This window comes from Streptomyces sp. P9(2023) (genome assembly GCF_032436795.1).
In the GTDB taxonomy this organism is placed as follows: domain Bacteria; phylum Actinomycetota; class Actinomycetes; order Streptomycetales; family Streptomycetaceae; genus Streptomyces.
In genome coordinates this window covers 1-20790 of record NZ_JAUPWM010000042.1, presented here as the reverse complement: position 1 = coordinate 20790, position 20790 = coordinate 1, and the positions used below count along the sequence as shown (strand labels likewise).

Sequence of the window (20790 nt, the reverse complement as noted above, 5' to 3'; positions counted from 1 at the left end):
GACCGTCTCCCTGACTCTGCGAACTTAGGTTTGCCTAAGCTAGCATCCCGGGCGGCCGCAGGCCCAGAGTGCCGCTCAGCGCTCCAGGACCGGCAGCAGCCTGGCCACCGCCCCGCCGATGCCCCAGCGCCGTACCAGCTCCGCCAAGGCCTCCGGGTCTCGCGGCCCACCGGGCAGGGCCGGGTCGAACTCCGGCAGGGGTACGTCCCCGGCCACGCGCACGACCGTCGGGGCCACGTCCAGGTACTCCGCCGCCTCCACGATCCCGCGCCGCTTGGCCGGGGTCAGCTTCGACGTCCGGTCCACGGCCGCGGCGCGGACGCCCGCCAGATCGCCGTACTCCGTGATCAGCTGCGCGGCCGTCTTCTCGCCGATGCCCTTCACGCCGGGCAGCCCGTCGCTGGCGTCGCCGCGCAGCGCCGCGAAGTCCGCGTACTGGTCCGCCCGCACCCCGTACTTCGTACGGATCAGCTCGTCGTCGACCAGGTCGCAGTCGCCGACGCCCTTGCGCGGGTAGAGCACGCGCACCCCACGCTCGTCGTCCACCAGCTGGAAGAGGTCCCGGTCGCCCGTGACGATGTCCACCGGGCCCTTCGCCAGCCCGGCCAGCGTCCCGATCACGTCGTCCGCCTCGTAGCCCGCGACCCCGACCCGGGCGATGCCGAGGGCGTCCAGGACGTCCTCGATCACCGGCACCTGCGGCGAGAGCGTGTCCGGGATCTCCTCCTCGTCCGGGCCCGTCTCCGTCTCCACGGCGACCCGGTGCGCCTTGTACGACGGGATCAGGTCCACCCGCCACTGCGGGCGCCAGTCGGCGTCCATGCAGGCCACCAGGTCGTCCGGGTGGTGGTCCTGGACGAGCCGGGTGATGAAGTCGAGGAGGCCGCGCACGGCGTTGACGGGCGTGCCGTCCGGGGCCCGGACCGAGTCCGGCACACCGAAGTACGCGCGGAAGTACAGGGAGGCGGTGTCGAGGAGCATCAGGCGTCGCGTCACACCCCGATCATGCCGCACCCCACCGACACCCGCCCCGAGCGACCGCCCCCTGGCGGCGGCACACGCCCCGGGCGACGGCCCCTCGCGGCGGCACCCGCCCCGAACCCTGGCCTGAGCCACCTTCAGTGACGCCCGTCACCTTTGTGTTTGGCCCGTAAGGCCTGGGGCAGGCGCGGACCCGGAGCGGACCCGGTATGTCGATTCAGCCATGAATCGCCGTACGTCACGGGAGTCGCGGGCCGAAACCGCCCCGCTCCACGGCCCGGCTGCGGGGGTGGCCGGCCGTTTTCGTTTCAACGCGTGAGGTATATGTGTGTCCAGGCTCCAGGCCGATCACCTGTACAAGGTGTTCGGCAGACGACCCGACGAAGCCGTCAAGAAACTCAGTGACGGCGCGGACCGCGACGAGCTCCGTGCCGACGGCACGACGGCGGCGGTGATCGACGCCTCCTTCACCGTCGAGCCCGGCCACATCTTCGTCGTCATGGGTCTGTCCGGATCCGGCAAGTCCACCCTCCTGCGCATGCTGAACGGCCTGCTCGAGCCCACCGCGGGCCGCGTGCTGTTCGACGGCAAGGACCTCACGGCGCTCAGCCCCCGCGATCTGCGCACCGTGCGTTCCACGAAGATCAGCATGGTCTTCCAGCACTTCGCCCTCTTCCCGCACCGCAGCGTCCTCGAGAACGCCGCCTACGGCCTGGAGGTCCAGGGCGTACCGCGCGCCGAGCGTGATACCCGGGCCGCCGAGGCCCTGGAGATGTGCGGCCTCGCCGGCTGGGAGAAGTCCTGGCCCGACGAGCTCTCCGGCGGTATGCAGCAGCGCGTGGGCCTGGCCCGCGCGCTCGCCACCGACGCCGACCTGCTCCTCATGGACGAGTCCTTCAGCGCCCTCGACCCGCTGATCCGCCGCGACATGCAGGACCAGCTCCTGGAACTGCAGAAGCGCCTGAAGAAGACCATCGTCTTCATCACCCACGACCTCAACGAGGCCATGCGCCTCGGCGACCGCATCGCGGTCATGCGCGACGGCCGGATCGTCCAGCTCGGCACCGCCGAGGACATCCTGATCCGCCCCGCCAACGACTACGTCGCCTCCTTCATCCAGGACGTCGACCGCTCCCGCGTCCTGACGGCCGCCGCCGTGATGACCGACGCCGAGCACCCGCAGCCCGACGCCTGCGGCTGCGAGACCGTCGGCCCCGACACCCTGGTCGCCGACCTGTGCGCGGTCAGCGCCCGCGTCCCGCACCCGGTGGCGGTCAAGGACACCGGAGGCACCGTCCTCGGTGTCGTGCCGCAGTCCCGGCTGATCGGCTTCATCGGCGACGAGCAGCGCCCGCCCGTCGCCTGCACACCCGGCAGCACCGGTACGAAGGAGGTGGCCACCCATGCCTAGGCTCCCCCTCGGCCAGTGGGTCGACAGCTCCGTCGACTGGCTCCAGGCCCAGCTCTCCTGGCTCTTCGACGCCATCACCACCGTCGTCACCGGTCTCTACGACGGGATCGAGGCGGTCCTGTCCGCGCCGGAGCCGCTCCTCTTCGCCGGCATCCTCGCCGTCGTCGCCTGGTGGCTGCGCGGCCTGACCGCCGGTGTGCTCGCCTTCGCGGGCTTCGCGCTCGTCGACTCCGTCGACCTGTGGGGCGACGCCATGTCGACCCTCTCGCTGGTGCTCGTCGCGACCCTCGTGACCCTGGTGATCGCGGTCCCGCTCGGCATCTGGGCGGCCCGTTCCAAGAACGTCAGCGCCGTGCTGCGCCCGGTCCTGGACTTCATGCAGACCATGCCCGCCATGGTCTATCTGATCCCCGGCATCATCTTCTTCGGCGTCGGCGTGGTCCCCGGCATCATCGCCACCATCGTCTTCGCCCTGCCGCCCGGCGTCCGGATGACCGAGCTCGGCATCCGCCAGGTCGACGGCGAACTCGTCGAGGCGGCCGAGGCGTTCGGCACCACCCCGCGCGCCACGCTGCTGCGCGTACAGCTGCCGCTCGCCCTGCCGACGATCATGGCCGGCATCAACCAGGTCATCATGCTGGGCCTGTCCATGGTCGTCATCGCCGGCATGGTCGGCGGCGGCGGGCTCGGCGGCGCGGTCTACCGCGCCATCGGCAACGTCGACATCGGCCTCGGCTTCGAGGCCGGCATCTCCATCGTCATCCTCGCCATGTACCTGGACCGGATGACCGGCGCGCTCGGCCGCCAGGTCTCGCCGCTCGGCCGCCGGGCGCTCGCCAAGGCCCGGGCCGCGAGCGCGGCGCGCGCCGGGGCGAAGCTCTGGAACCACCGTCCGCAGCCCGTCACCGCGCTCGTCGGCGTGGTCGTCCTCGCCCTCGTCGCGGGCGGCATGGGCTTCCTCGGCGGCGGTACGGCGTCGACCACCGCCGGCGGCAAGGACATCGGCCACGGCAAGAAGATCACCATGGGCTACATCCCGTGGGACGAGGGCATCGCCTCCACCTTCCTCTGGAAGGAACTGCTCGAACGGCGCGGCTACGAGGTCGACGCCAAGCAGCTGGAGGCCGGCGCGCTCTACACCGGCATGGCTGGCGGCCAGATCGACTTCGAGACCGACTCCTGGCTCCCGGTCACGCACGCCCAGTACTGGGAGAAGTACCAGAACAAGCTGGAGGACCTCGGCTCCTGGTACGGCCCGACCTCCCTTGAGCTGTCCGTGCCCTCCTACATGAAGGGCATCGACTCGCTCGACGACCTCAAGGGCAGGAGCGGCGAGTTCAAGGGCCGGATCATCGGTATCGAGCCGAGCGCCGGAATGATGGGCATCCTCAAGGACAAGGTCCTGAAGGAGTACGGCCTGGAGGGCGAGTACAAGGTCGTCGACGGCTCCACGCCCGGCATGCTCGCCGAGCTGAAGCGCGCGTACGACAAGAAGGAACCGGTCGTCGTCACGCTCTGGTCGCCGCACTGGGCCTACTCCACGTACGACCTGAAGAAGCTCAAGGACCCCAAGGGCACCTGGGGCGCCGGTGACGGCGTCCACACCCTCGCCCGTAAGGGCTTCACCGCCGACAACCCCGAGATCGGCGCCTGGCTGAAGAACTTCGAGCTGACCGAGAAGCAGCTCACGGATCTCGAAGCCGACATCCAGGCGACCGGCAAGGGCAAGGAGCAGGAGGCCGTCCGCGGCTGGCTGGAGAAGAACCCCGGCCTCGCCGAGAAGCTCGCTCCGCAGTAACGCCGAGGAGGCGGAGAACAGGGATTTACGACTCCTGTCCGAAAATGGGTGGTCGCCGAGCGTGTTCGGCGGCCACCCCTTTTCGCCACGACGCGAAACCTCGCCCCAAAGCTGCGTAAGGTTCAGGTAACCGACCAGTACGCAGGCACCGAGGCACGAGGGAGGGAGCCGACATGGACGACAAGGAATCACCGAGGGTGGGCGCGGCCGTCAAGAAGCGCCGCAGAGCCCTCAAGCTCACCCTGGCCGTCGTGTCCTCGCGCAGCGGGCTCTCCGTGCCCTTCCTCAGCCAGATCGAGAACGAGCGGGCCCGCCCCAGCAGGCGGTCCCTGGAGCTGGTCGCCGGCGCCCTGGAGACCACGGCCGGTGAGCTCCTCGCCGCCGCCGAGGCCGCCCGCACCGTCGACGTCGTACGGGCCGGCGAGCATCCGCACGCGATGCCCGAGGGCGTACGGTCCCTGGTCCGCGGCCGGCACCAGCTGCACGCGCTGGAGTTCACCGGCGAGCGGGACGCGGGGCGCGAGTTCCAGCACCGCAACGACGAGTTGCTGTTCGTCGCGGACGGCGCCGCCGAGGTCGAGGCCGAGGGCCGGGCGTACCGGCTCGAACGCGGCGACACGCTCTACCTCTCGGGCGGCGTACGGCACCGGTGGCGCGCCACCGAGCCCGGCACCCGCCTCCTGGTCGTGGCCGTCGCGGAACACATCGAGGCCGACGACACGTGAGCCCGGTGGGCGGGGCGTCCGGGGCCCGTGTCGTCTCCCTCGTGCCCTCGCTGACCGAGGCGGTCGCCGTCACCGCGCCCGGCCTGCTCGTCGGCGCCACCGACTGGTGCGAGCACCCCGCGGACCTCGACGTCGTACGGATCGGGGGCACCAAGAACCCCGATGTCGCCGCCATCACCGCGCTCCGCCCCGACCTCGTGATCGCCAACGAGGAGGAGAACCGCGCACCCGACCTGGCCGCCCTGCGCGCCGCCGGGATCGAGGTCCTGGTCACCGAGGTGCGCACGCTCGACCAGGCCTTCCGGGAGCTGGAGCGGGTGCTGCGGGCCTGTGGCGTACCCGACCGGCCGCGCTGGCTGGACGAGGCGGAGGAGGCCTGGGCGGCCGTCGAGGCGCCGGGCCCGCCGCTGACCGCCGTCGTGCCGATCTGGCGCCGCCCCTGGATGGTCCTCGGCCGCGACACCTTCGCGGGCGACCTGCTGGCCCGCCTCGGCATCCGGCACCTGTACGCGGACCATCCCGAGCGCTACCCCCGCGTCCCGCTCGACGAGCTGCGGGCGGCCGGCGCCGACCTGGTGGTCCTGCCCGACGAGCCGTACCGCTTCACGCGCGACGACGGCCCCGAGGCGTTCCCCGGGACCGCCGCCGCGCTCGTCAGCGGGCGTCATCTCACGTGGTACGGGCCGTCACTGGCCGAGGCGCCACGGATCCTCGCCCGGGCCCTGCGAGCAGCGCACCCCTGAACAGCCCGCGCAGGGTGTGGAATCCGGCCACCAGCCAGGCCGCGACGAGGAACACGTACAGCGCGATCGCCAGCCAGCGGAAGGCGGCGAGTCCGGTGTGCTGGGCGAGCCCCTCCGCGCCGGTCACGCAGGTCCCGATGGGGAAGGTGAACGCCCACCAGGTCATCGCGAAGCCCATGCCCTGGCGGCGGGCCCGCAGCACCAGCGCCCCGGCGAACGCCAGCCACAGCAGGGCGAACCCCATGACGGGGACGCCGTAGAGGACGGCGAAGGCGGCGAAGCCGTGCGCGTACGGGGCGGGCAGCACGCCCTGCGCGGCGTCGGCGAACTTGTTCGCGGCGGTGGTCGACTGGCCCAGCGGGCCGAGCACCAGGAAGAGCGTGGGGGTGAGCGCGAGCGGCAGCGGCCCGCCGGTGACCAGTCGGCCGAAGACCAGGGGGAGCATGACGAGGGTGGCGAGCAGGCTGATGCCGAACATGGCGTAGCAGGCGATCAGCAGGGTCTGCTGGGGCTGCCCGGCGGGCAGGTGGGGCAGGAGCAGCGGTCCGACGGCGGCGGAGACCATCGGCGCGACGACGGGCAGCAGCCAGACGGGGGAGGCGCCTTCGATCTTGTGGTGCACCACCATCAGGTACGGGATGGTCACGGCGGCGGCCAGGCCGATCACCGTACCGGCCGTGAACAGAACGGTGTCGAGGGCGATGGCCGCGGTCGGGCCGATCCAGTCCTGGCCGACGATCAGGGCGCCGGCGCCGACGGCGAGCAGGGCCATCGCCAGACAGCCGTAGAACGGGGCGACGGCCGGGTCGAGGAGGTGCTCGCGGGCGCGGTCGCGGTGGTGGACCCAGTGCAGGGCGCGGGCCGTCAGGAGGGTGAGGAGCAGCGCGAGGGAGAGCGCCCAGGCGGCGGTGCAGGCGGTTCGGAGGCCAGGTGCATCAGCGACGCCGGGGAGGGTGGCTCCCGCGTTGGCGACGATGGCGGTGCCCATCACCGAGGCGTACCAGTTGGGGCCGAGGTGACGGACCGCGGCCGCCCGCACGCCGGGGGTGGTGGCGAGGGGGGCCGGACGGGAAGGTGCGAGTGTTGCCATGTCCTCACCCTCGCGCGGTCGCGCGGGGCCGACCAGGGATCTTGGCGCTATGACGTCATAAGCTGACTTTATGAGCAACGAGCCTGCCGAGACCTCCCCCCTGTCCCACCGGGTCCCCGACCTCGGCGCGCTCGAACTGCTGCTGGCCGTCGCCCGCCACGGGAGCCTGGGGCGGGCCGCCCGTGAGGTGGGCATCACGCAGCCCGCCGCGAGCAGCCGGATCCGCTCGATGGAGCGGCAGCTCGGGGTGGCTCTGGTGGACCGTTCGCCGCGTGGGTCGAAGCTCACGGACGCGGGGGCGCTGGTGACGGACTGGGCGCGGCGGATCGTCGAGGCGGCGGAGGCCTTCGACGCGGGCGCGCAGGCGCTGCGGGGGCGGCGGGACTCGCGGCTGCGGGTGGCGGCGTCGATGACGATCGCCGAGTACCTGCTGCCGGGGTGGCTGATCGCGCTGCGCGCGGAGCGGCCGGACACGGCGGTGTCGCTGATGGCGGGGAACTCGGCGGTGGTCGCGGAACGGCTCATGGGCGACGAGGCGGACCTGGGGTTCGTGGAGGGGCTGGCGGTGCCGGACGGCCTGGACGGGGCGGTGGTCGCCCGCGACCGGCTGGTCGTGGTCGCGGCTCCGTCCCATCCGTGGGCCCGCCGCCGCAGGCCGCTGGACCCGGGCGAGCTGGCGGCGACCCCGCTGATCCTGCGCGAGCGCGGCTCGGGCACGCGTCAGGTCCTGGACTCGGCGCTCTCCGCGCACGGGGGGCTCGCGCAGCCGCTGCTGGAACTCGCCTCCACGACGGCCGTGAAGGCGGCGGCGGTCAGCGGGGCGGGTCCTGCGGTTCTGAGCGAGCTCGCGATCGCGGAGGAGCTGGCGTCCCGCCGCCTGGTCGAGATCCCGGTGGACGGGGTCCTCCTGCGCCGCGAGCTTCGGGCGGTCTGGCCTACGGGGCACCGGCCCACGGGCCCGGCGCGGGACCTGCTGTCCTTGACGAGGGGGACGCCGACGGGGTGAGAGTGCGGGGGCCGGCTTGGCCGGTGCGGTGGGGTGCCTGCGGGTGCGTCGGGGTTGCTCGCGCAGTTCCCCGCGCCCCTAACGGGCCGTCCCCGCCCCCCACCGCCCCTCAGGTCGACGCCGCCGCGACCAGCCCCTGCATCACCCTCAAGTCCTCGCCCATTTCCGGGTGCCACTGGACGCCCAGCGCCCAGACCGGGTCCGGGAGTTCGATGGCTTCCACCGTGCCGTCCTCCGCGTACGCCGAGGGGGAGAGGCCGCGGCCGAGGCGGTCCACCGCCTGGTGGTGGTAGGTCGGGACCGTGGTCAGCTCCGGGACCAGGGTCGCGTACCGCGTGCCCGGGACCGGTTTCACCGCGTGGCGGCCGATCACGCCGACCGACTCCACATGGCCGTCCAGGTGCTGGACCAGCGTGCCGCCGAGGGCCACGTTCAGGAGCTGCATGCCCCGGCAGATGCCCAGTACCGGCGTGCCCGAGGCCAGCGCCGCGTCGATCAGGGCGAGTTCCCAGGTGTCCCTGGCCCGGGCCGGCGGGCCGGTACGGGGGTCGGGCTCGGCCCCGTACCGTACCGGCTCGACATCCGCCCCGCCCGCGATCACCAGGCCGTCGAGCCGCGCCACCACCGACGCGGCGGCGGACGGCTCGTCCGGCGGGAGCATCGTCGCGAGGCCGCCGCTCGCCTGCACCAGTCGGGGGTACTGCGCCGGCAGCAGCGCCGCCGGCATCTCCCACACGCCCCAACGGGCCTGGTCCAGATAGGTCGTCACGCCGATGAGCGGCTTGGACACGGAAAGCTCCTCCGGAAACTCGGGAAAGGGGACGGTGGTCAGTCGCGTTCCAGTTCCGCCTCGGCCGCCGCCAGCGCCGCGAACTCCTCCTCCGGCGCTTTGGCCACCAGGCGGTGCCGACTGTAGAACGCGAAGTAGGCGAGGGCGATCACGTATACCCCCAGTGCGATGAACGCCGCGTCCTTGTCGACCAGGAACGTCGCCACCAGCGCCGACAGGGCGAGCACGAACGCCACCGACGAGGTCACGATGCCGCCGGGCGTCCGGTACGGGCGCGGCAGGTCCGGCTCGCGGCGCCGCAGCACGATGTGCGAGAGCGCCATCAGGGCGTACGAGATGGTCGCGCCGAACACCGCGATGTTCAGCATCCGCGCGCCGTCCCCGGTCCCGGCCGCCAGCGCGAAGCCGATCCCGCCCGGGATCAGCAGCCCCAGGTACGGGGACTTCCGGCGGCTCGTGAGGGAGAGGAAGCGCGGCAGGTAGCCGGCCCGGGACAGGGCGAAGAGCTGGCGCGAGCCCGCGTAGATCAGCGAGAAGAACGAGGCCACGAGGCCCGCCAGTCCCGCGTAGTTGACGAAGCGGCTGAGCGTCGTCGGCTCCCCGTCGCCCTGCAGCGCCACCACCAGCGGGTTGCCGGCCTCCTGGATCGCGGCCGAGCCGCGCGCCCCCGTCGCCGCGAAGAAGGTCACCACGGCGAGCAGCACCAGGATGCCCATCGACAGCGCGAGCGCCCTCGGCATCGAGCGGACCGGGTCCTTCGCCTCCTCCGCCGCGAGCGGCACGCCCTCGACGCCGAGGAAGAACCACATGCCGAACGGGAACGCGGCCCAGATGCCGAGCAGCCCGTACGGCAGCCAGGAGTTGGCGCCGAGCGCCTCGCCGTCGACCGGGATGTCGTTCAGCGCGTCGACATGGAAGTCGCTGAGCGCGCCGAGCGCGAAGATGACGAGCGCGGCGACGGCGATCGCCGTCACGATCAGGCTGAAGCGGAGCGCCTCGCCCACGCCCCAGAGGTGGATCCCGATGAAGACGGCGAAGCAGGCGAGATAGACCGGCCAGCCAGACTCCAGGCCGAAGAGGCCCAGCGACTCGACGTAGTCGCCGATGAAGATGGAGATGGCGGCGGGGGCGAGGATGTACTCGATGAGGATCGCGGTACCGGTGAGGAAGCCGCCCCAGGTGCCGAGCGCCCGGCGTGCGAAGCCGTAACCGCCGCCCGCGGTGGGCAGGATGGCGGAGAGTTCGGCGAGCGCGAAGACCAGACAGGCGTACATCGCGCCCATCAGGACGGTCGCGATGGCGAGGCCGCCGAAGCCGCCCTTGGAGAGGCCGATGTTCCAGCCGGAGAAGTCCCCGGAGACGACGTAGGCGACGCCGAGTCCGGTGAGCAGCAGCCAGCCGGCGCTGCCGCGGCGCAGGGCCCGGCGTTCGAGGTAGTCGTCCGGTGCCGTCCCGTCCCCTGGTGCCTGCTTGTCCCCGGTGGTGTCTTCGAGCGTCATGGCAGCGTCAGCTCCCGCGTCGGGCCCAATGGATTGGTGCCATACCTTTGCGTCGCCCCGGCTGGAACGCAACCCCCGTGCGTTACTTTCGGGTTACGGGCGGGAAGGCGTACACGATCCCCTCACGTCACGACCCCTCACGTCACGACCCCTCACGTCAGGAAGCCCCGCAGCAGCGCCGCCGTCCCCCCGCAGTGCTCGCGCATCACCTCGCGGGCCGCGTCCGCGTCGCCGTCGAGGACGGCCTCCACCAGGGCCGTGTGCTGGTGCTGGGAGTGCTCCAGGTTCCGTACGAGCAGCGGGATGCAGTCCAGGAGGTCGTTCACCGTCGCCCGTACGGCCGCGTACTGCCCGGTGAGCGTCGCCGAACCGGAGAGTTCGGCCAGCGTGAGATGGAGCAGCGTGTCCTGGCGCCGGTAGTCGTCCAGTGGCGCGTCGTGGGTGGCCGCCAGGGCCGTACGGAGCCATTCCGCACCCTCCTCGTCCAGGCCGTGCGCCGCGCACAGCCCCGCCGCGCCCACCTCCAGGACCTCCCGGAACCGGAGCGTGTCCTCGATGTCCACGGCGGCGATCCGGCGCCGCAGCTCGTCCTCGCCGGCCGTCCGCGTGCGCGGCAGCACGAACGTTCCGCCGTAGCGCCCGCGCCGGCTCTCCACCAGACCCTGCTCCTGGAGGACCTTCAGGACCTCGCGCAGGGTGACCCGGCTGATCCCCATCCGGTCGGCCAGTTCCCGTTCGGCGGGCAGCCGTGCACCGCCGGGCACGAGCCCGAGCCGTACCACCTGGAGGATCTGCTCCAGGGCCTCCTCGAAGCCGTTGCCCGCCCGGACCGGCCGGAGCACGGGCGTCAGCCGGTCCGCCTGCGCGCCGGCCGGCCCCGCGACCGGGGCGGGCGATTCACTCGTACTGGACACGTTCCCGATTCCCCTTCCCAAGCAATGGTCTTCGGCAATACCTTATGGCTTCCGGCTGACCCAAGGAGGCACAATCCCGTGGCAGACCGCAAAGCCCCGCTCTCCGTCGAGGAGCTCCGCGCCCTCGTCGCGAGCGGTGAGATCGACACCGTCGTCCTGGCCTTCCCCGACATGCAGGGACGGCTCCAGGGCAAGCGGTTCGCCGCACCGTTCTTCCTCGACGACGTCCTCGACCACGGCACCGAGGGCTGTAACTATCTCCTGGCCGTCGACGTCGAGCTGAACACGGTCGACGGATACGCGATGTCCTCCTGGGACCGCGGCTACGGCGACTTCGCCATGCGCCCCGACCTCGCCACCCTGCGCCGCGTGCCCTGGAACGAGGGCACGGCGATGCTCATCGCCGACCTCGCCTGGAGCGACGGCTCGCCCGTCGTCGCCGCGCCCCGCCAGATCCTCCGCCGCCAGCTGGAGCGGCTGGCCGAGCACGGCTACACCGCGCACGTCGGCACGGAGCTCGAGTTCATCGTCTTCAAGGACACCTACGAGCAGGCCTGGGACGCGAACTACCGGGGCCTGACGCCGGTCAACCAGTACAACATCGACTACTCGGTGCTCGGCACCGGCCGCATCGAGCCCCTGCTGCGCCGGATCCGCAACGAGATGGCGGGCGCCGGCCTGACCGTCGAGTCCGCCAAGGGCGAGTGCAACCCGGGCCAGCACGAGATCGCCTTCAAGTACGACGAGGCCCTGGTCACCTGCGACCAGCACGCCGTCTACAAGACGGGCGCCAAGGAGATCGCCGCCCAGGAGGGCGTCTCGCTCACCTTCATGGCGAAGTACAACGAGCGCGAGGGCAACTCCTGCCACATCCACCTCTCCCTCCAGGACGCCGAGGGTACGAACGTGATGGCCGGGGACGGACCCGCCGGGATGTCGGAGGTCATGCGGCACTTCCTGGCCGGACAGCTCGCCGCCCTGCGTGACTTCTCCCTCCTCTACGCCCCGAACATCAACTCCTACAAGCGCTTCCAGCCCGGCTCGTTCGCCCCCACCGCCGTCGCCTGGGGCGTCGACAACCGGACCTGTTCGCTGCGCGTCGTCGGCCACGGCCGCTCCACGCGCTTCGAGAACCGGCTGCCCGGCGGCGACGTCAACCCCCACCTCGCCGTCGCGGGCCTGATCGCCGCCGGCCTGTACGGCATCGAGCAGGGCCTCGAACTCCCGCCCGGCTGTGACGGGAACGCCTACACCGCCGACTACGCCCACGTCCCCACCACCCTGCGCGAGGCCGCCGAGCTCTGGGAGACCAGCCCCATCGCCAAGGCCGCCTTCGGCGACGAGGTCGTCGCGCACTACCGCAACATGGCCCGCGTCGAACTGGACGCGTACGAGGCCGCGGTGACCGACTGGGAGCTGCGCCGCTCCTTCGAACGCATGTGAGGAACGAGTTGCCGCACGAACTGCTTGTCCTTAATCCGGCGACCGAGGAGCTCGTCGCCACCGTCCCCGCCGCCACGCGGGAGGACGTCGACGCCGCCGTCGTACGGGCCACCGAGGCCCAGCGCGGCTGGGCCGCCGCCGCCCCCGCCGACCGGGCCCGGCTGCTGCGCCGCTTCGCCGCCGTGGTCGACGCCCACACCGAGGAGCTGGCCCTCCTCGAAGTCCGCGAGGCGGGCCACACCCTCGGCAACGCCCGCTGGGAGGCGGGCAACGTCCGCGACCTGCTCGACTACGCGGCCGGCGGAGTGGAGCGGCTCAACGGCCGGCAGATCCCCGTCGCCGGCGGGCTCGACGTCACCATCCTCGAACCGCTCGGCGTCGTCGGCGTGATCGCGCCCTGGAACTTCCCCATGCCGATCGCCGCCTGGGCCACCGCACCCGCCCTCGCCGCGGGCAACGCGGTGATCCTCAAGCCCGCCGAGACCACCCCGCTCACCGCGCTCCGCCTCGCCGAACTCGCCCGGGAGGCAGGGCTCCCCGAGCACCTCTTCCAGGTCCTGCCCGGCGAGGGAGCGGTCGCGGGCGACGCGCTCGTCACCCACCCCGGCGTCGCCAAGATCGTCTTCACCGGCTCGACGCGCGTCGGCAAGAGCATCATGGCGAAGTGCGCCGACCAGGTGAAGCGTCTGACGCTCGAACTCGGTGGCAAGAGCCCGAACATCGTCTTCGCCGACGCCGACATCGAGGCAGCGGCGGCCGCGGCGCCCATGTCCTTCCTCGACAACAGCGGCCAGGACTGCTGCGCCCGCACCCGCATCCTGGTCCAGCGCAGCGTGTACGACCGCTTCCTGGAGCTGCTCACCCCGGCCGTCGAGGAGATCGTCGTCGGCGACCCGGCCGACGAGAAGACCCAGATGGGCCCGCTGATCTCCCAGGCCCAGCTGGAGCGCGTACGGGCGTACATCCCCGATACCCTCCCCGGCATCCGCGGCAAGGCCCCCGAGGGCCCCGGCTTCTGGTTCCCGCCGACCGTCCTCACCGGCATCGCCGAGGACGCGCCCTGCGCCGTCGAGGAGGTCTTCGGGCCGGTCGCCGTCGTCCTGCCCTTCGAGGACGAGGCCGACGCCGTACGGCTCGCCAACGCCACCGAGTACGGCCTGGCAGGCTCGATCTGGACCCGTGACGTCGGCCGCGCCCTGCGCGTGTCGCGCGCCGTCCGGGCCGGCAACCTCTCCGTCAACTCCCACTCCAGCGTCCGCTACTGGACCCCCTTCGGCGGCTACCGGCAGTCCGGCCTCGGCCGGGAGCTCGGCCCCGACGCACTGACCGCCTTCACCGAAACCAAGAACGTCTTCATCAGCACGGAGGGCCCCGCACTGTGAGCAACGAGAGCAACGAGTCCGTCTGCCGCCGCCTCGTCGGCCGCACCGCCGTCATCACCGGCGCCGGCAGCGGCATCGGCCTGGCCACCGCCCGCCGCCTCGCCTCCGAGGGCGCGAACGTCGTCTGCGGCGACATCGACGAGAGGGCCGGCAAGGCCGCCGCCGAGGAGGTCGGCGGGACCTTCGTACAGGTCGACGTCACCGACCCCGAGCAGGTCGAGGCGCTCTTCAAGACCGCCTTCGACACCTACGGCTCCGTCGACATCGCCTTCAACAACGCGGGCATCTCGCCGCCCGACGACGACTCCATCCTCACCACGGGCCTGGAGGCCTGGAAGCGCGTCCAGGACGTCAACCTCACCTCCGTCTACCTGTGCTGCAAGGCCGCCCTCCCCTACATGCAGCGGCAGGGCAGGGGCTCGATCATCAACACCGCCTCCTTCGTCGCCGTCATGGGCGCGGCCACCAGCCAGATCTCGTACACCGCCTCCAAGGGCGGCGTGCTCGCCATGTCCCGTGAGCTGGGCGTGCAGTTCGCCCGCGAGGGCATCCGCGTCAACGCCCTCTGCCCGGGACCGGTGAACACCCCGCTCCTGCGGGAGCTGTTCGCCAAGGACCCGGAGCGCGCCGCCCGCCGGCTCGTGCACATCCCGGTCGGACGGTTCGCCGAGGCCGAGGAGATCGCCGCCGCGGTGGCCTTCCTCGCCAGCGACGACTCCTCGTTCATCAACGCCACCGACTTCCTTGTCGACGGCGGCATTTCGGGCGCGTACGTGACCCCGATGTAGCGGCTGCGACACGGGTCCTAGGCTTGCGGGATGAGCATGACGACCCCTCCCGGCTGGTACCCGGACCCGGCCACGCCCACCGTCGAACGCTGGTGGGACGGCACGAACTGGACGGCACACACCCGGCAGGCGCCGACCGCCGCCACCGCCGTCTCACCGGTTCCGCCCGTACGCAACGGGCGGAACCGGGCCGTCGTCCTCGGCGCGGTCGCGGTGGCCGTCGTCGTGGCGGTCGTCGCGGGCGTGCTCGTGGTCGGCGGCGACGACCAGGAGGACCCGCCCACGGCTGGTCCGACCGGGACCGCGAGCACCACCGCCGCACCGACCTCCTCGGCCACCACCGACGCGCCCGCCGACGACGGGGAAGAGGAGGAGGACCCGAACCCCACCCAGCTCGTCGACCAGCTCAACGGCATCACCGTCCCCGTCGTCAAGGGATGGGAGAAGCCGGAGTACTACTCCACCAGCATGGCGCCGTCGATCACGACCGTCGGCGAATATCCGTGCCCGGGGGCCACCAACAAGAAGTGCCGCCACGGCACGGTCTCCTCGCACGCGGCCTCCGGCACGGACGCCGCGACCCCCGAGGCGCTCGCCAAGGAGGACATCGCCGTCGCCGCCAAGGAGACCTACGAGGAGGACGTCTTCGGCAGCCACCCCTACGGCAGGGAGCGCTCGCACACGGTGGTCGCCGCCCGCCCCGCCGTCGTCGCCGGCCGCACCGGCCACCTGGTCCGCTGGAAGGTCGTCACGGACAAGGGCCCCGGCAGCTACCTCCAGTCGCTGGTCTTCCCCTCCCCGACGGGCAGCGGGTCCCCGGTCATCGTGCGCTTCCTCTTCGATGCGGGCCCCGACGGGCCGTCGCTCGCCGTGATGGACGAGATCACGCGCGGGATCAAGCCGATCGGCAGCGACACCAACGGGGGAGTGGGCAGCTCGATCACGCCGGGGACCACGGGGCATTGACTAGAGGAACGTGCGGCCCTCGCCCCGGTACGTCGGTACGGTCGCGGTGATCCGGTCGCCCTCGACCAGCTGGAGACTGTCGAACCGCTCGCACAGCTCGCCGGCCTTCGCGTGCCGGAACCACACCTTGTCCCCGATGAGGAGATCGTCGGCCGCCGAGCCGAGCAGCGGGGTCTGCACCTCGCCCGGCCCCTCCTGCGGGTCGTACCGCAGCCCCTCCGGCAGGTACGGGACCGGCAGCCGGTCCGGTCCCGCCGCGCCGGACGCGGGGTAGCCGCCGCCCAGCACGGTCACCACACCGACCCCGGGGCGGCGCACGACGGGCTGCGCGAAGAGGGCGGCGGGACGGCCGCTGAAGGACGTGTAGTTGTCGAAGAGCCGCGGCACGAAGAGCCCCGAACCGGCGGCGATCTCGGTCACCGCGTCCTCGGCGGCGGTGTGCTGCACACTGCCCGTACCGCCGCCGTTGACGAACTCCAGGTCCGGCGCCACCGCCCGTACGGCACGGACCACGGCCGCGCGCCGGGTCGCGAGCTCCTTGCGGGCCGCCGCCTGCATCAGCCGGATCGCCCGGGACCGCAGGGGCCGCCCGGCCAGCGCGTCCCCGACGCCGGCGACATGCCCCTCGTACGCCATGATCCCGACCAGCCGCAAGCCGGGGCGACGGGCGATCGAGCGGGCCAGCTCGGCGAGGTCCGCGGGCTCGCGCAGCGGGGAGCGGAGCGCGCCGACCCGGATCCGGCCGCCGAGCAGCCGGAGCGAGGTGTCGAGCTCCAGACAGACCCGGATCTCCTCGCCGCCGCCGGCGCGGGCCGCGTCGATCAGGTCCAGCTGCGCCACGTCGTCGACCATCACGGTCACGGCGCCGGCGAGCTTCGGATCGTTGGCCAGCTCGCCGAACGCGGTGCGGTCGGCGGACGGATAGGCGAGCAGCACGTCCTCGAACCCGGCCCGGGCCAGCCACAGGCTCTCGTCGAGCGTGAACGACATGATCCCGGCGAACCCCTCGCGGGCCAGGACCCGCTCCAGGAGGGCCCGACAGCGCACCGACTTGCTCGCGACCCGGATCGGCTTGCCCCCGGCCCGCCGTACGAGATCGTCCGCGTTGGCGTCGAACGCCTCCAGGTCGACCAGGGCGACGGGCGCGTCGAGATGGGCGGTGGCCCGGTCGTACCGGGCCCGGTCTGCGGCGCGGGGAGTCATGGCCCGAGCTTGCCAGACGGGTCTACGGGTGGGTAGCCCCCGAGTTCCCGTGGCAAGGGGAACAGCCCGTAGAGTGGCGGGCATTGCGAGGTCAGGCACGACGAGGGAACGTTCAGGGGGCGGGCGATGGACACCGACGCGCACCGGCCCACCTCCCACACCACGGACGCGCTGCCACCACCCCGGGAACCCGCGGACGACGCCGGCCGCCCGACCCCCGCACCACGCCGCGCCCCGGCCACGGAGGACGGACACGGCGCGGCCCCGGGCGCGCAGGCCGGGAACGGCATCGTCCCGGCCCCGCAGGCCGGGAACGTCAGCGTCCAGCGCCCGCAGAGCGGGAACGGCATCGTCCCGGGCCGGCCGGCCGGGAACGGCGCCGGCCGGGCCCCGCAGCCCGACGCCGACGCCTCGCGCCGGGTGCCGCCGGCGGCTCCGCCGATGCCGACGACCGCCCCGCGCCCGCCCGACGCGAGCGACCGCCGGCCGGGAGCCCTGCCCGGCATGCCGCCGCGTCCGGAGAGCGCTCCGCGTATCGGCTCCGCCCGTACGTCGGGGTCCGACGGGGCCACCGGGCCGCGCCCCGCACCCGAGGTGGGGGGCAGGCCGCGCGCTGGGCACTCCGACGGCACCACCGATCCCGCCGACGGCGTGCCGCCGCGTCCGGAGGGCGCTCCGCGTACCGGCGCATTTGACGGCCTGCTCCCGCGTCCGGGGACGGCTCCCCGGACCGGGCGGCCTGATGGCGCCTCCGAACCCGCCGACGGCGTGCCGCCGCGTCCGGAGGGCGCTCCGCGTATCGGCTCCGCGCGTACGTCGGCGTCCGGCGCCACGACCGGCCCGGTAGGCGGTCCGCGTACCGCGCCCGCCGGCGCCGCGCCCGCCGGCGCCGCGCCCGTGGGCGGTCTGCCGCCGCGTCCGGGCGCTGCTCCGCGTACCGTCGCGCCCGTGCAGGCGGCTCGTGGGCAGGTCGGCGACGTGCCTGCCGTCGAGACGACCACGCGGCTGCGGCCGATACGGGACGCCGCCCTCGTGACGGCTCCGCCCCGGCAGGGGCAGACGTACGGGATGTACGGGGCCTACCGGCCCGCCACCGCGCCGCCCGAGACGCCCGCCGAGATCACCACCCAGCTGCGGCCGATCCGTGAGCGCCGCGTCGGGCGGGGCGTCGCGGCCGGGGCCTGTCTCGTCCTCGGTGTCGGTCTCGTCGGCGGCGCGCTCGCCGGTGCCGTCCTCGCCGCCACCGACGTCGGCGCGCCCCCGGAGCCCGCGGGCTTCGCCGAGGCCAGGACCCTGTGGCACAGCGTCCCCGTCGACACGCTCTTCCCCCGCACCCTCGCCGGCCCCGGCGAAGGCCCCGGCGCCGCCGACCGCACCTGGACACGGGTCGTCGTCGCCGCCGACACCCCCTGCACCCCGGCCGTCCTGCCCAAGAGCGTGCTCACCGCCCTGCGCCCCGTCGGCTGCGAGCGCGTCCTGCGCGCCACCTACACCGACGCCACCGGCACTAGCGTCATCACCGTCGGCCTCGTCTTCACCCAGGCCGACCCCACCGCCACCCGCGCCCTCGCGGCCGCTCCGTCCGCCGCCGACCTCGGCGCCGACGTGCCGCCCGCGCTCGCCGCCCCCGGCACCTCGGCCGCCCGCTTCGGCGCCGGGCAGCGCGCCAGTTGGTCGACCCGCGCCCTCACCGACCTCCCCGTCGTCGTCACCGCCGTCTCCGGCTTCGCCGACGGCCGCCCCGTCGCCGCCCCCGAACCCGCCGACCGGGCCATGGCCGACGGACAGACCACCCCCGCCGCCCAGGCCGGCCTCGGCCACGAGGCCAAGGGCGTCGCCGACCGGATCGAACGCGCCCTGCGCGCCACGGTCACGACCGCAGCGAAGGAGGGCGACGACCGGTGACCCGTCCCCGTACCCTCGCCGCCGCCCTCCTCGCCGCCTCCTTCGTCGTCCTCCCCGCCACCACCACCCCGGCCTACGCCGACACCATCCGGGCCCGCCAGTGGGGCCTCGAAGCCCTGCACACGACCGAGGCCTGGCGCACCACCAAGGGCGAGGGCGTCACCGTCGCGGTCCTCGACACCGGCGTCGACGCCGGCCACCCCGACCTCGTCGGCTCCGTCCGCCCCGGCAAGGACCTCGTCGGCTTCGGCGCCGCACGCGGCGACCGCGCGTGGGCCCGCCACGGCACCGCCATGGCCGGCATCATCGCCGGACACGGCAACGGCCCCGGCCGCCAGGACGGCGTCCTCGGCATCGCGCCCAAGGCCGAGATCCTGCCCGTACGGGTCATCCTCGAAGGCACCGACAAGTCCCGCGACAAGGCCCGCAAGACCCGCGGCACGGCCCTCGCCGACGGCATCCGCTGGGCCGTCGACCAGGGCGCCGACGTCATCAACCTCTCCCTCGGCGACGACTCCAAGTCCGCCCACCCCGACGCGGGCGAGGACGCCGCCGTCCAGTACGCCCTCGCCAAGGGCGTCTCCGTCGTCGCCTCGGCCGGCAACGGCGGCGAGAAGGGCGACCACATCTCGTACCCCGCCGCCTACCCCGGCGTCGTCGCCGTCACCGCCGTCGACCGCTGGGGCACGCAGGCCGCCTTCTCCACCAGCCGCTGGTACGCCACCGTCAGCGCCCCCGGCGTCGACATCGTCATCGCCGACCCGGACCGCCGCTACTACTCGGGCTGGGGCACCAGCGCCGCCGCCGCCTTCGTCTCCGGCGCCGTCGCCCTCGTCAGGTCCGCCCACCCCGACCTGACCCCCGCCCAGGTCAAGCAGCTCCTCATCGACACGGCCCGCAACCGGCCCAAGGGCGGCCGCAGCGACGACAAGGGCTACGGCACCGTCGACCCGGCCGCCGCCATCAAGGCCGGACTCCGGCTCAAGGCGGCCGACCCCAAGAACGCCGCCGCCGGCTACCAGGGCCGCTACTTCGGCCCCGGACCGCAGCCCGCCGCCGAGGACGACGGCAAGCCGATCGGCCTGCTCGCCCCGACCGCCGGCGGCCTCGGCGCGATCCTGCTCGCCGCCGCGGTCGTCCTGTGGCGCGGCAGCCGCGGCACCGGGCCCCGCCCTCCGCGCTGACCGCCCCGCGACGGCGGTTAGGCTCGGTGCGTGGCGCTCAAGAACATCCCTGACCCCGGTTTCTCCGACGACGACGGAACCGCCGACCCGCGACTCACCGAGGCCCTCGCGGCCTGGGCGGCGGACAGAACCGCCCACGGCCCGGTCCTGGCGGCCCTGAAGGACGCGCGTCTGCTGGTGCCCGTCGTCGCGGTCCTCGGCGAGGTCGAGGAGGACCCGGAGACGGGGCTGCGCCGCGAGAAGACCAGCGACATGGCCGTGCCCACGCTCACCGCGGGTGACCGCCGCGCGCTCCCCGCGTTCACCTCGATCGCCTCGCTCGCGCTCTGGGACCCCGAGGCCCGGCCGGTCGCCGTCCCCCTGCACCAGGCCCTGCAGGCCGCCGCGCACGAGAAGGCGGACACCGTCGTCCTCGACCTCGCGGGCCCGGTGCCGTACCAGCTGACCGGCCCGGCGCTGCTCGCCCTCGCGGAGGGCCGCACCAGCCTGGACCCGCTGGACGACCCGGCGGTACGGGAGGCGGTACGGAACGCGGTCGCCGCCGAGCCCGCGGTCCTCCGGGCCCACCTCGGCCCCGGCACCGCCGACGGCACCCTCGCCCTCGTCCTGGCCGACGACGCCGCCCCGGCGGAGGCGGCCCAGCGGGTGGCCCGTGCCCTGGCCGCCGACCAAACACTGAGGGCCCGCCTGGTGCGCGGCCTCGACCTGGCACTCCTGCCGGCCACGGCCACGCCTCCGGGCGAGCCCTTCTACGTACGGAACTGACGGGGCCCGGGGCCGTACACGACGACCCCCGTGCCCCCGTACGGGCTACCCGTACGCCGGGTCCGTGGCTGCGATCTCCCGGGGGGCGACCCCCGTGCCCCCGTACGGGCTACCCGTACACCGGGTCCGTGGCTGCGATCTCCCGGGGGGCGACCCCCGTGCCCCCGTACGGGCTACCCGTACACCGGGTCCGTGGC

18 protein-coding genes are annotated in these 20790 nt (G+C 73.4%); 12 read left to right on the top strand and 6 right to left on the bottom strand.

The features are described from left to right. Positions 1 to 75 precede the first annotated feature (75 nt). Positions 76 to 981: a 5'-3' exonuclease gene (locus Q5762_RS32025; protein WP_315895817.1), complete on the bottom strand. Its 906-nt coding sequence runs from the start codon at positions 979 to 981 to the stop codon at positions 76 to 78. Positions 982 to 1309: 328 nt separating this feature from the next. Here Q5762_RS32025 and Q5762_RS32020 point away from each other — a divergent pair, with 328 nt between their 5' ends. The 4 genes from Q5762_RS32020 (at position 1310) to Q5762_RS32005 (ending at position 5658) form a co-directional block, all read left to right on the top strand. After that, complete coding sequence (locus Q5762_RS32020; RefSeq protein WP_315895782.1) at positions 1310 to 2392, top strand: glycine betaine/L-proline ABC transporter ATP-binding protein; 1083 nt, start codon at positions 1310 to 1312, stop codon at positions 2390 to 2392. Next, positions 2385 to 4190, top strand: coding sequence for an ABC transporter permease/substrate binding protein (locus Q5762_RS32015; RefSeq protein ID WP_315895781.1), 1806 nt, complete (start codon positions 2385 to 2387; stop codon positions 4188 to 4190). The genes Q5762_RS32020 and Q5762_RS32015 overlap by 8 nt, the downstream gene beginning before the upstream one ends. Positions 4191 to 4363: 173 nt before the next feature. Then, positions 4364 to 4915 (top strand): cupin domain-containing protein, encoded by a 552-nt coding sequence (locus Q5762_RS32010; protein WP_315895780.1) that lies wholly within the window; start codon positions 4364 to 4366, stop codon positions 4913 to 4915. Then, on the top strand, positions 4912 to 5658 hold the full coding sequence (locus tag Q5762_RS32005; protein WP_315895779.1) for a helical backbone metal receptor: 747 nt from the start codon (positions 4912 to 4914) through the stop codon (positions 5656 to 5658). Before Q5762_RS32010 ends, Q5762_RS32005 begins: the two co-directional genes overlap by 4 nt. Here Q5762_RS32005 and Q5762_RS32000 read toward each other — a convergent pair. Beyond that, on the bottom strand, positions 5585 to 6748 hold the full coding sequence (locus Q5762_RS32000; RefSeq protein WP_315895778.1) for a TDT family transporter: 1164 nt from the start codon (positions 6746 to 6748) through the stop codon (positions 5585 to 5587). The genes Q5762_RS32005 and Q5762_RS32000 overlap by 74 nt on opposite strands. Positions 6749 to 6818: 70 nt before the next feature. Between Q5762_RS32000 and Q5762_RS31995 the strand changes: the two genes are divergently transcribed. Next, a complete protein-coding gene (locus tag Q5762_RS31995) occupies positions 6819 to 7754 on the top strand; it encodes a LysR family transcriptional regulator (RefSeq protein WP_315895777.1) in 936 nt (311 codons plus the stop codon). A 109-nt stretch (positions 7755 to 7863) separates the two neighbouring features. Here Q5762_RS31995 and Q5762_RS31990 read toward each other — a convergent pair whose 3' ends face one another. The 3 genes from Q5762_RS31990 to Q5762_RS31980 all read right to left on the bottom strand — a co-directional run bounded on the left by Q5762_RS31990 (position 7864) and on the right by Q5762_RS31980 (position 10957). Further along, positions 7864 to 8544: a gamma-glutamyl-gamma-aminobutyrate hydrolase family protein gene (locus Q5762_RS31990; protein WP_315895776.1), complete on the bottom strand. Its 681-nt coding sequence runs from the start codon at positions 8542 to 8544 to the stop codon at positions 7864 to 7866. 38 nt (positions 8545 to 8582) lie between these two features. After that, on the bottom strand, positions 8583 to 10043 hold the full coding sequence (gene eat, locus Q5762_RS31985; RefSeq protein WP_315895775.1) for an ethanolamine permease: 1461 nt from the start codon (positions 10041 to 10043) through the stop codon (positions 8583 to 8585). A gap of 152 nt (positions 10044 to 10195) precedes the next feature. Further along, positions 10196 to 10957 (bottom strand): FCD domain-containing protein, encoded by a 762-nt coding sequence (locus Q5762_RS31980; protein ID WP_315895774.1) that lies wholly within the window; start codon positions 10955 to 10957, stop codon positions 10196 to 10198. A gap of 78 nt (positions 10958 to 11035) precedes the next feature. Between Q5762_RS31980 and Q5762_RS31975 the strand changes: the two genes are divergently transcribed. Genes Q5762_RS31975 through Q5762_RS31960 form a run of 4 tightly spaced genes read left to right on the top strand, consistent with a single transcriptional unit; the run spans position 11036 to position 15536 of the window. After that, positions 11036 to 12400: a glutamine synthetase family protein gene (locus tag Q5762_RS31975; protein WP_315895773.1), complete on the top strand. Its 1365-nt coding sequence runs from the start codon at positions 11036 to 11038 to the stop codon at positions 12398 to 12400. Continuing rightward, on the top strand, positions 12367 to 13782 hold the full coding sequence (locus Q5762_RS31970) for an aldehyde dehydrogenase family protein (protein ID WP_399495316.1): 1416 nt from the start codon (positions 12367 to 12369) through the stop codon (positions 13780 to 13782). The genes Q5762_RS31975 and Q5762_RS31970 overlap by 34 nt, the downstream gene beginning before the upstream one ends. Next, positions 13779 to 14570 (top strand): 3-oxoacyl-ACP reductase, encoded by a 792-nt coding sequence (locus Q5762_RS31965; protein WP_315895771.1) that lies wholly within the window; start codon positions 13779 to 13781, stop codon positions 14568 to 14570. Before Q5762_RS31970 ends, Q5762_RS31965 begins: the two co-directional genes overlap by 4 nt. Positions 14571 to 14600: 30 nt before the next feature. Continuing rightward, on the top strand, positions 14601 to 15536 hold the full coding sequence (locus Q5762_RS31960) for a DUF2510 domain-containing protein (protein WP_315895770.1): 936 nt from the start codon (positions 14601 to 14603) through the stop codon (positions 15534 to 15536). On the opposite strand, the gene Q5762_RS31955 is transcribed toward Q5762_RS31960, so the two are convergent. Beyond that, positions 15537 to 16739: an amino acid deaminase/aldolase gene (locus Q5762_RS31955; protein ID WP_315895769.1), complete on the bottom strand. Its 1203-nt coding sequence runs from the start codon at positions 16737 to 16739 to the stop codon at positions 15537 to 15539. A gap of 126 nt (positions 16740 to 16865) precedes the next feature. On the opposite strand from Q5762_RS31955, the gene Q5762_RS31950 reads away from it, so the two are divergent. From Q5762_RS31950 to Q5762_RS31940, 3 genes are read left to right on the top strand one after another with little or no spacing between them, the layout of a single operon-like run. Then, on the top strand, positions 16866 to 18644 hold the full coding sequence (locus tag Q5762_RS31950; protein ID WP_315895768.1) for a hypothetical protein: 1779 nt from the start codon (positions 16866 to 16868) through the stop codon (positions 18642 to 18644). Further along, positions 18641 to 19828: a type VII secretion-associated serine protease mycosin gene (gene mycP, locus Q5762_RS31945; RefSeq protein ID WP_315895767.1), complete on the top strand. Its 1188-nt coding sequence runs from the start codon at positions 18641 to 18643 to the stop codon at positions 19826 to 19828. The genes Q5762_RS31950 and mycP overlap by 4 nt, the downstream gene beginning before the upstream one ends. A gap of 30 nt (positions 19829 to 19858) precedes the next feature. Next, positions 19859 to 20593 (top strand): SseB family protein, encoded by a 735-nt coding sequence (locus tag Q5762_RS31940; RefSeq protein ID WP_315895766.1) that lies wholly within the window; start codon positions 19859 to 19861, stop codon positions 20591 to 20593. Positions 20594 to 20790 lie beyond the last annotated feature (197 nt).

What these genes read in the sequence shown, in the direction of transcription:
- Q5762_RS31950 (WP_315895768.1), top strand. Translation starts at nt 16,866, where the DNA reads ATGGACACCGACGCGCACCGGCCCACCTCCCACACCACGGACGCGCTG.
- eat (WP_315895775.1), bottom strand. Translation starts at nt 10,043, where the DNA reads ATGACGCTCGAAGACACCACCGGGGACAAGCAGGCACCAGGGGACGGG.
- Q5762_RS31955 (WP_315895769.1), bottom strand. Translation starts at nt 16,739, where the DNA reads ATGACTCCCCGCGCCGCAGACCGGGCCCGGTACGACCGGGCCACCGCC.
- Q5762_RS31960 (WP_315895770.1), top strand. Translation starts at nt 14,601, where the DNA reads ATGAGCATGACGACCCCTCCCGGCTGGTACCCGGACCCGGCCACGCCC.
- Q5762_RS32000 (WP_315895778.1), bottom strand. Translation starts at nt 6,748, where the DNA reads ATGGCAACACTCGCACCTTCCCGTCCGGCCCCCCTCGCCACCACCCCC.
- Q5762_RS32010 (WP_315895780.1), top strand. Translation starts at nt 4,364, where the DNA reads ATGGACGACAAGGAATCACCGAGGGTGGGCGCGGCCGTCAAGAAGCGC.
- Q5762_RS32025 (WP_315895817.1), bottom strand. Translation starts at nt 981, where the DNA reads ATGCTCCTCGACACCGCCTCCCTGTACTTCCGCGCGTACTTCGGTGTG.
- Q5762_RS32015 (WP_315895781.1), top strand. Translation starts at nt 2,385, where the DNA reads ATGCCTAGGCTCCCCCTCGGCCAGTGGGTCGACAGCTCCGTCGACTGG.
- Q5762_RS31995 (WP_315895777.1), top strand. Translation starts at nt 6,819, where the DNA reads ATGAGCAACGAGCCTGCCGAGACCTCCCCCCTGTCCCACCGGGTCCCC.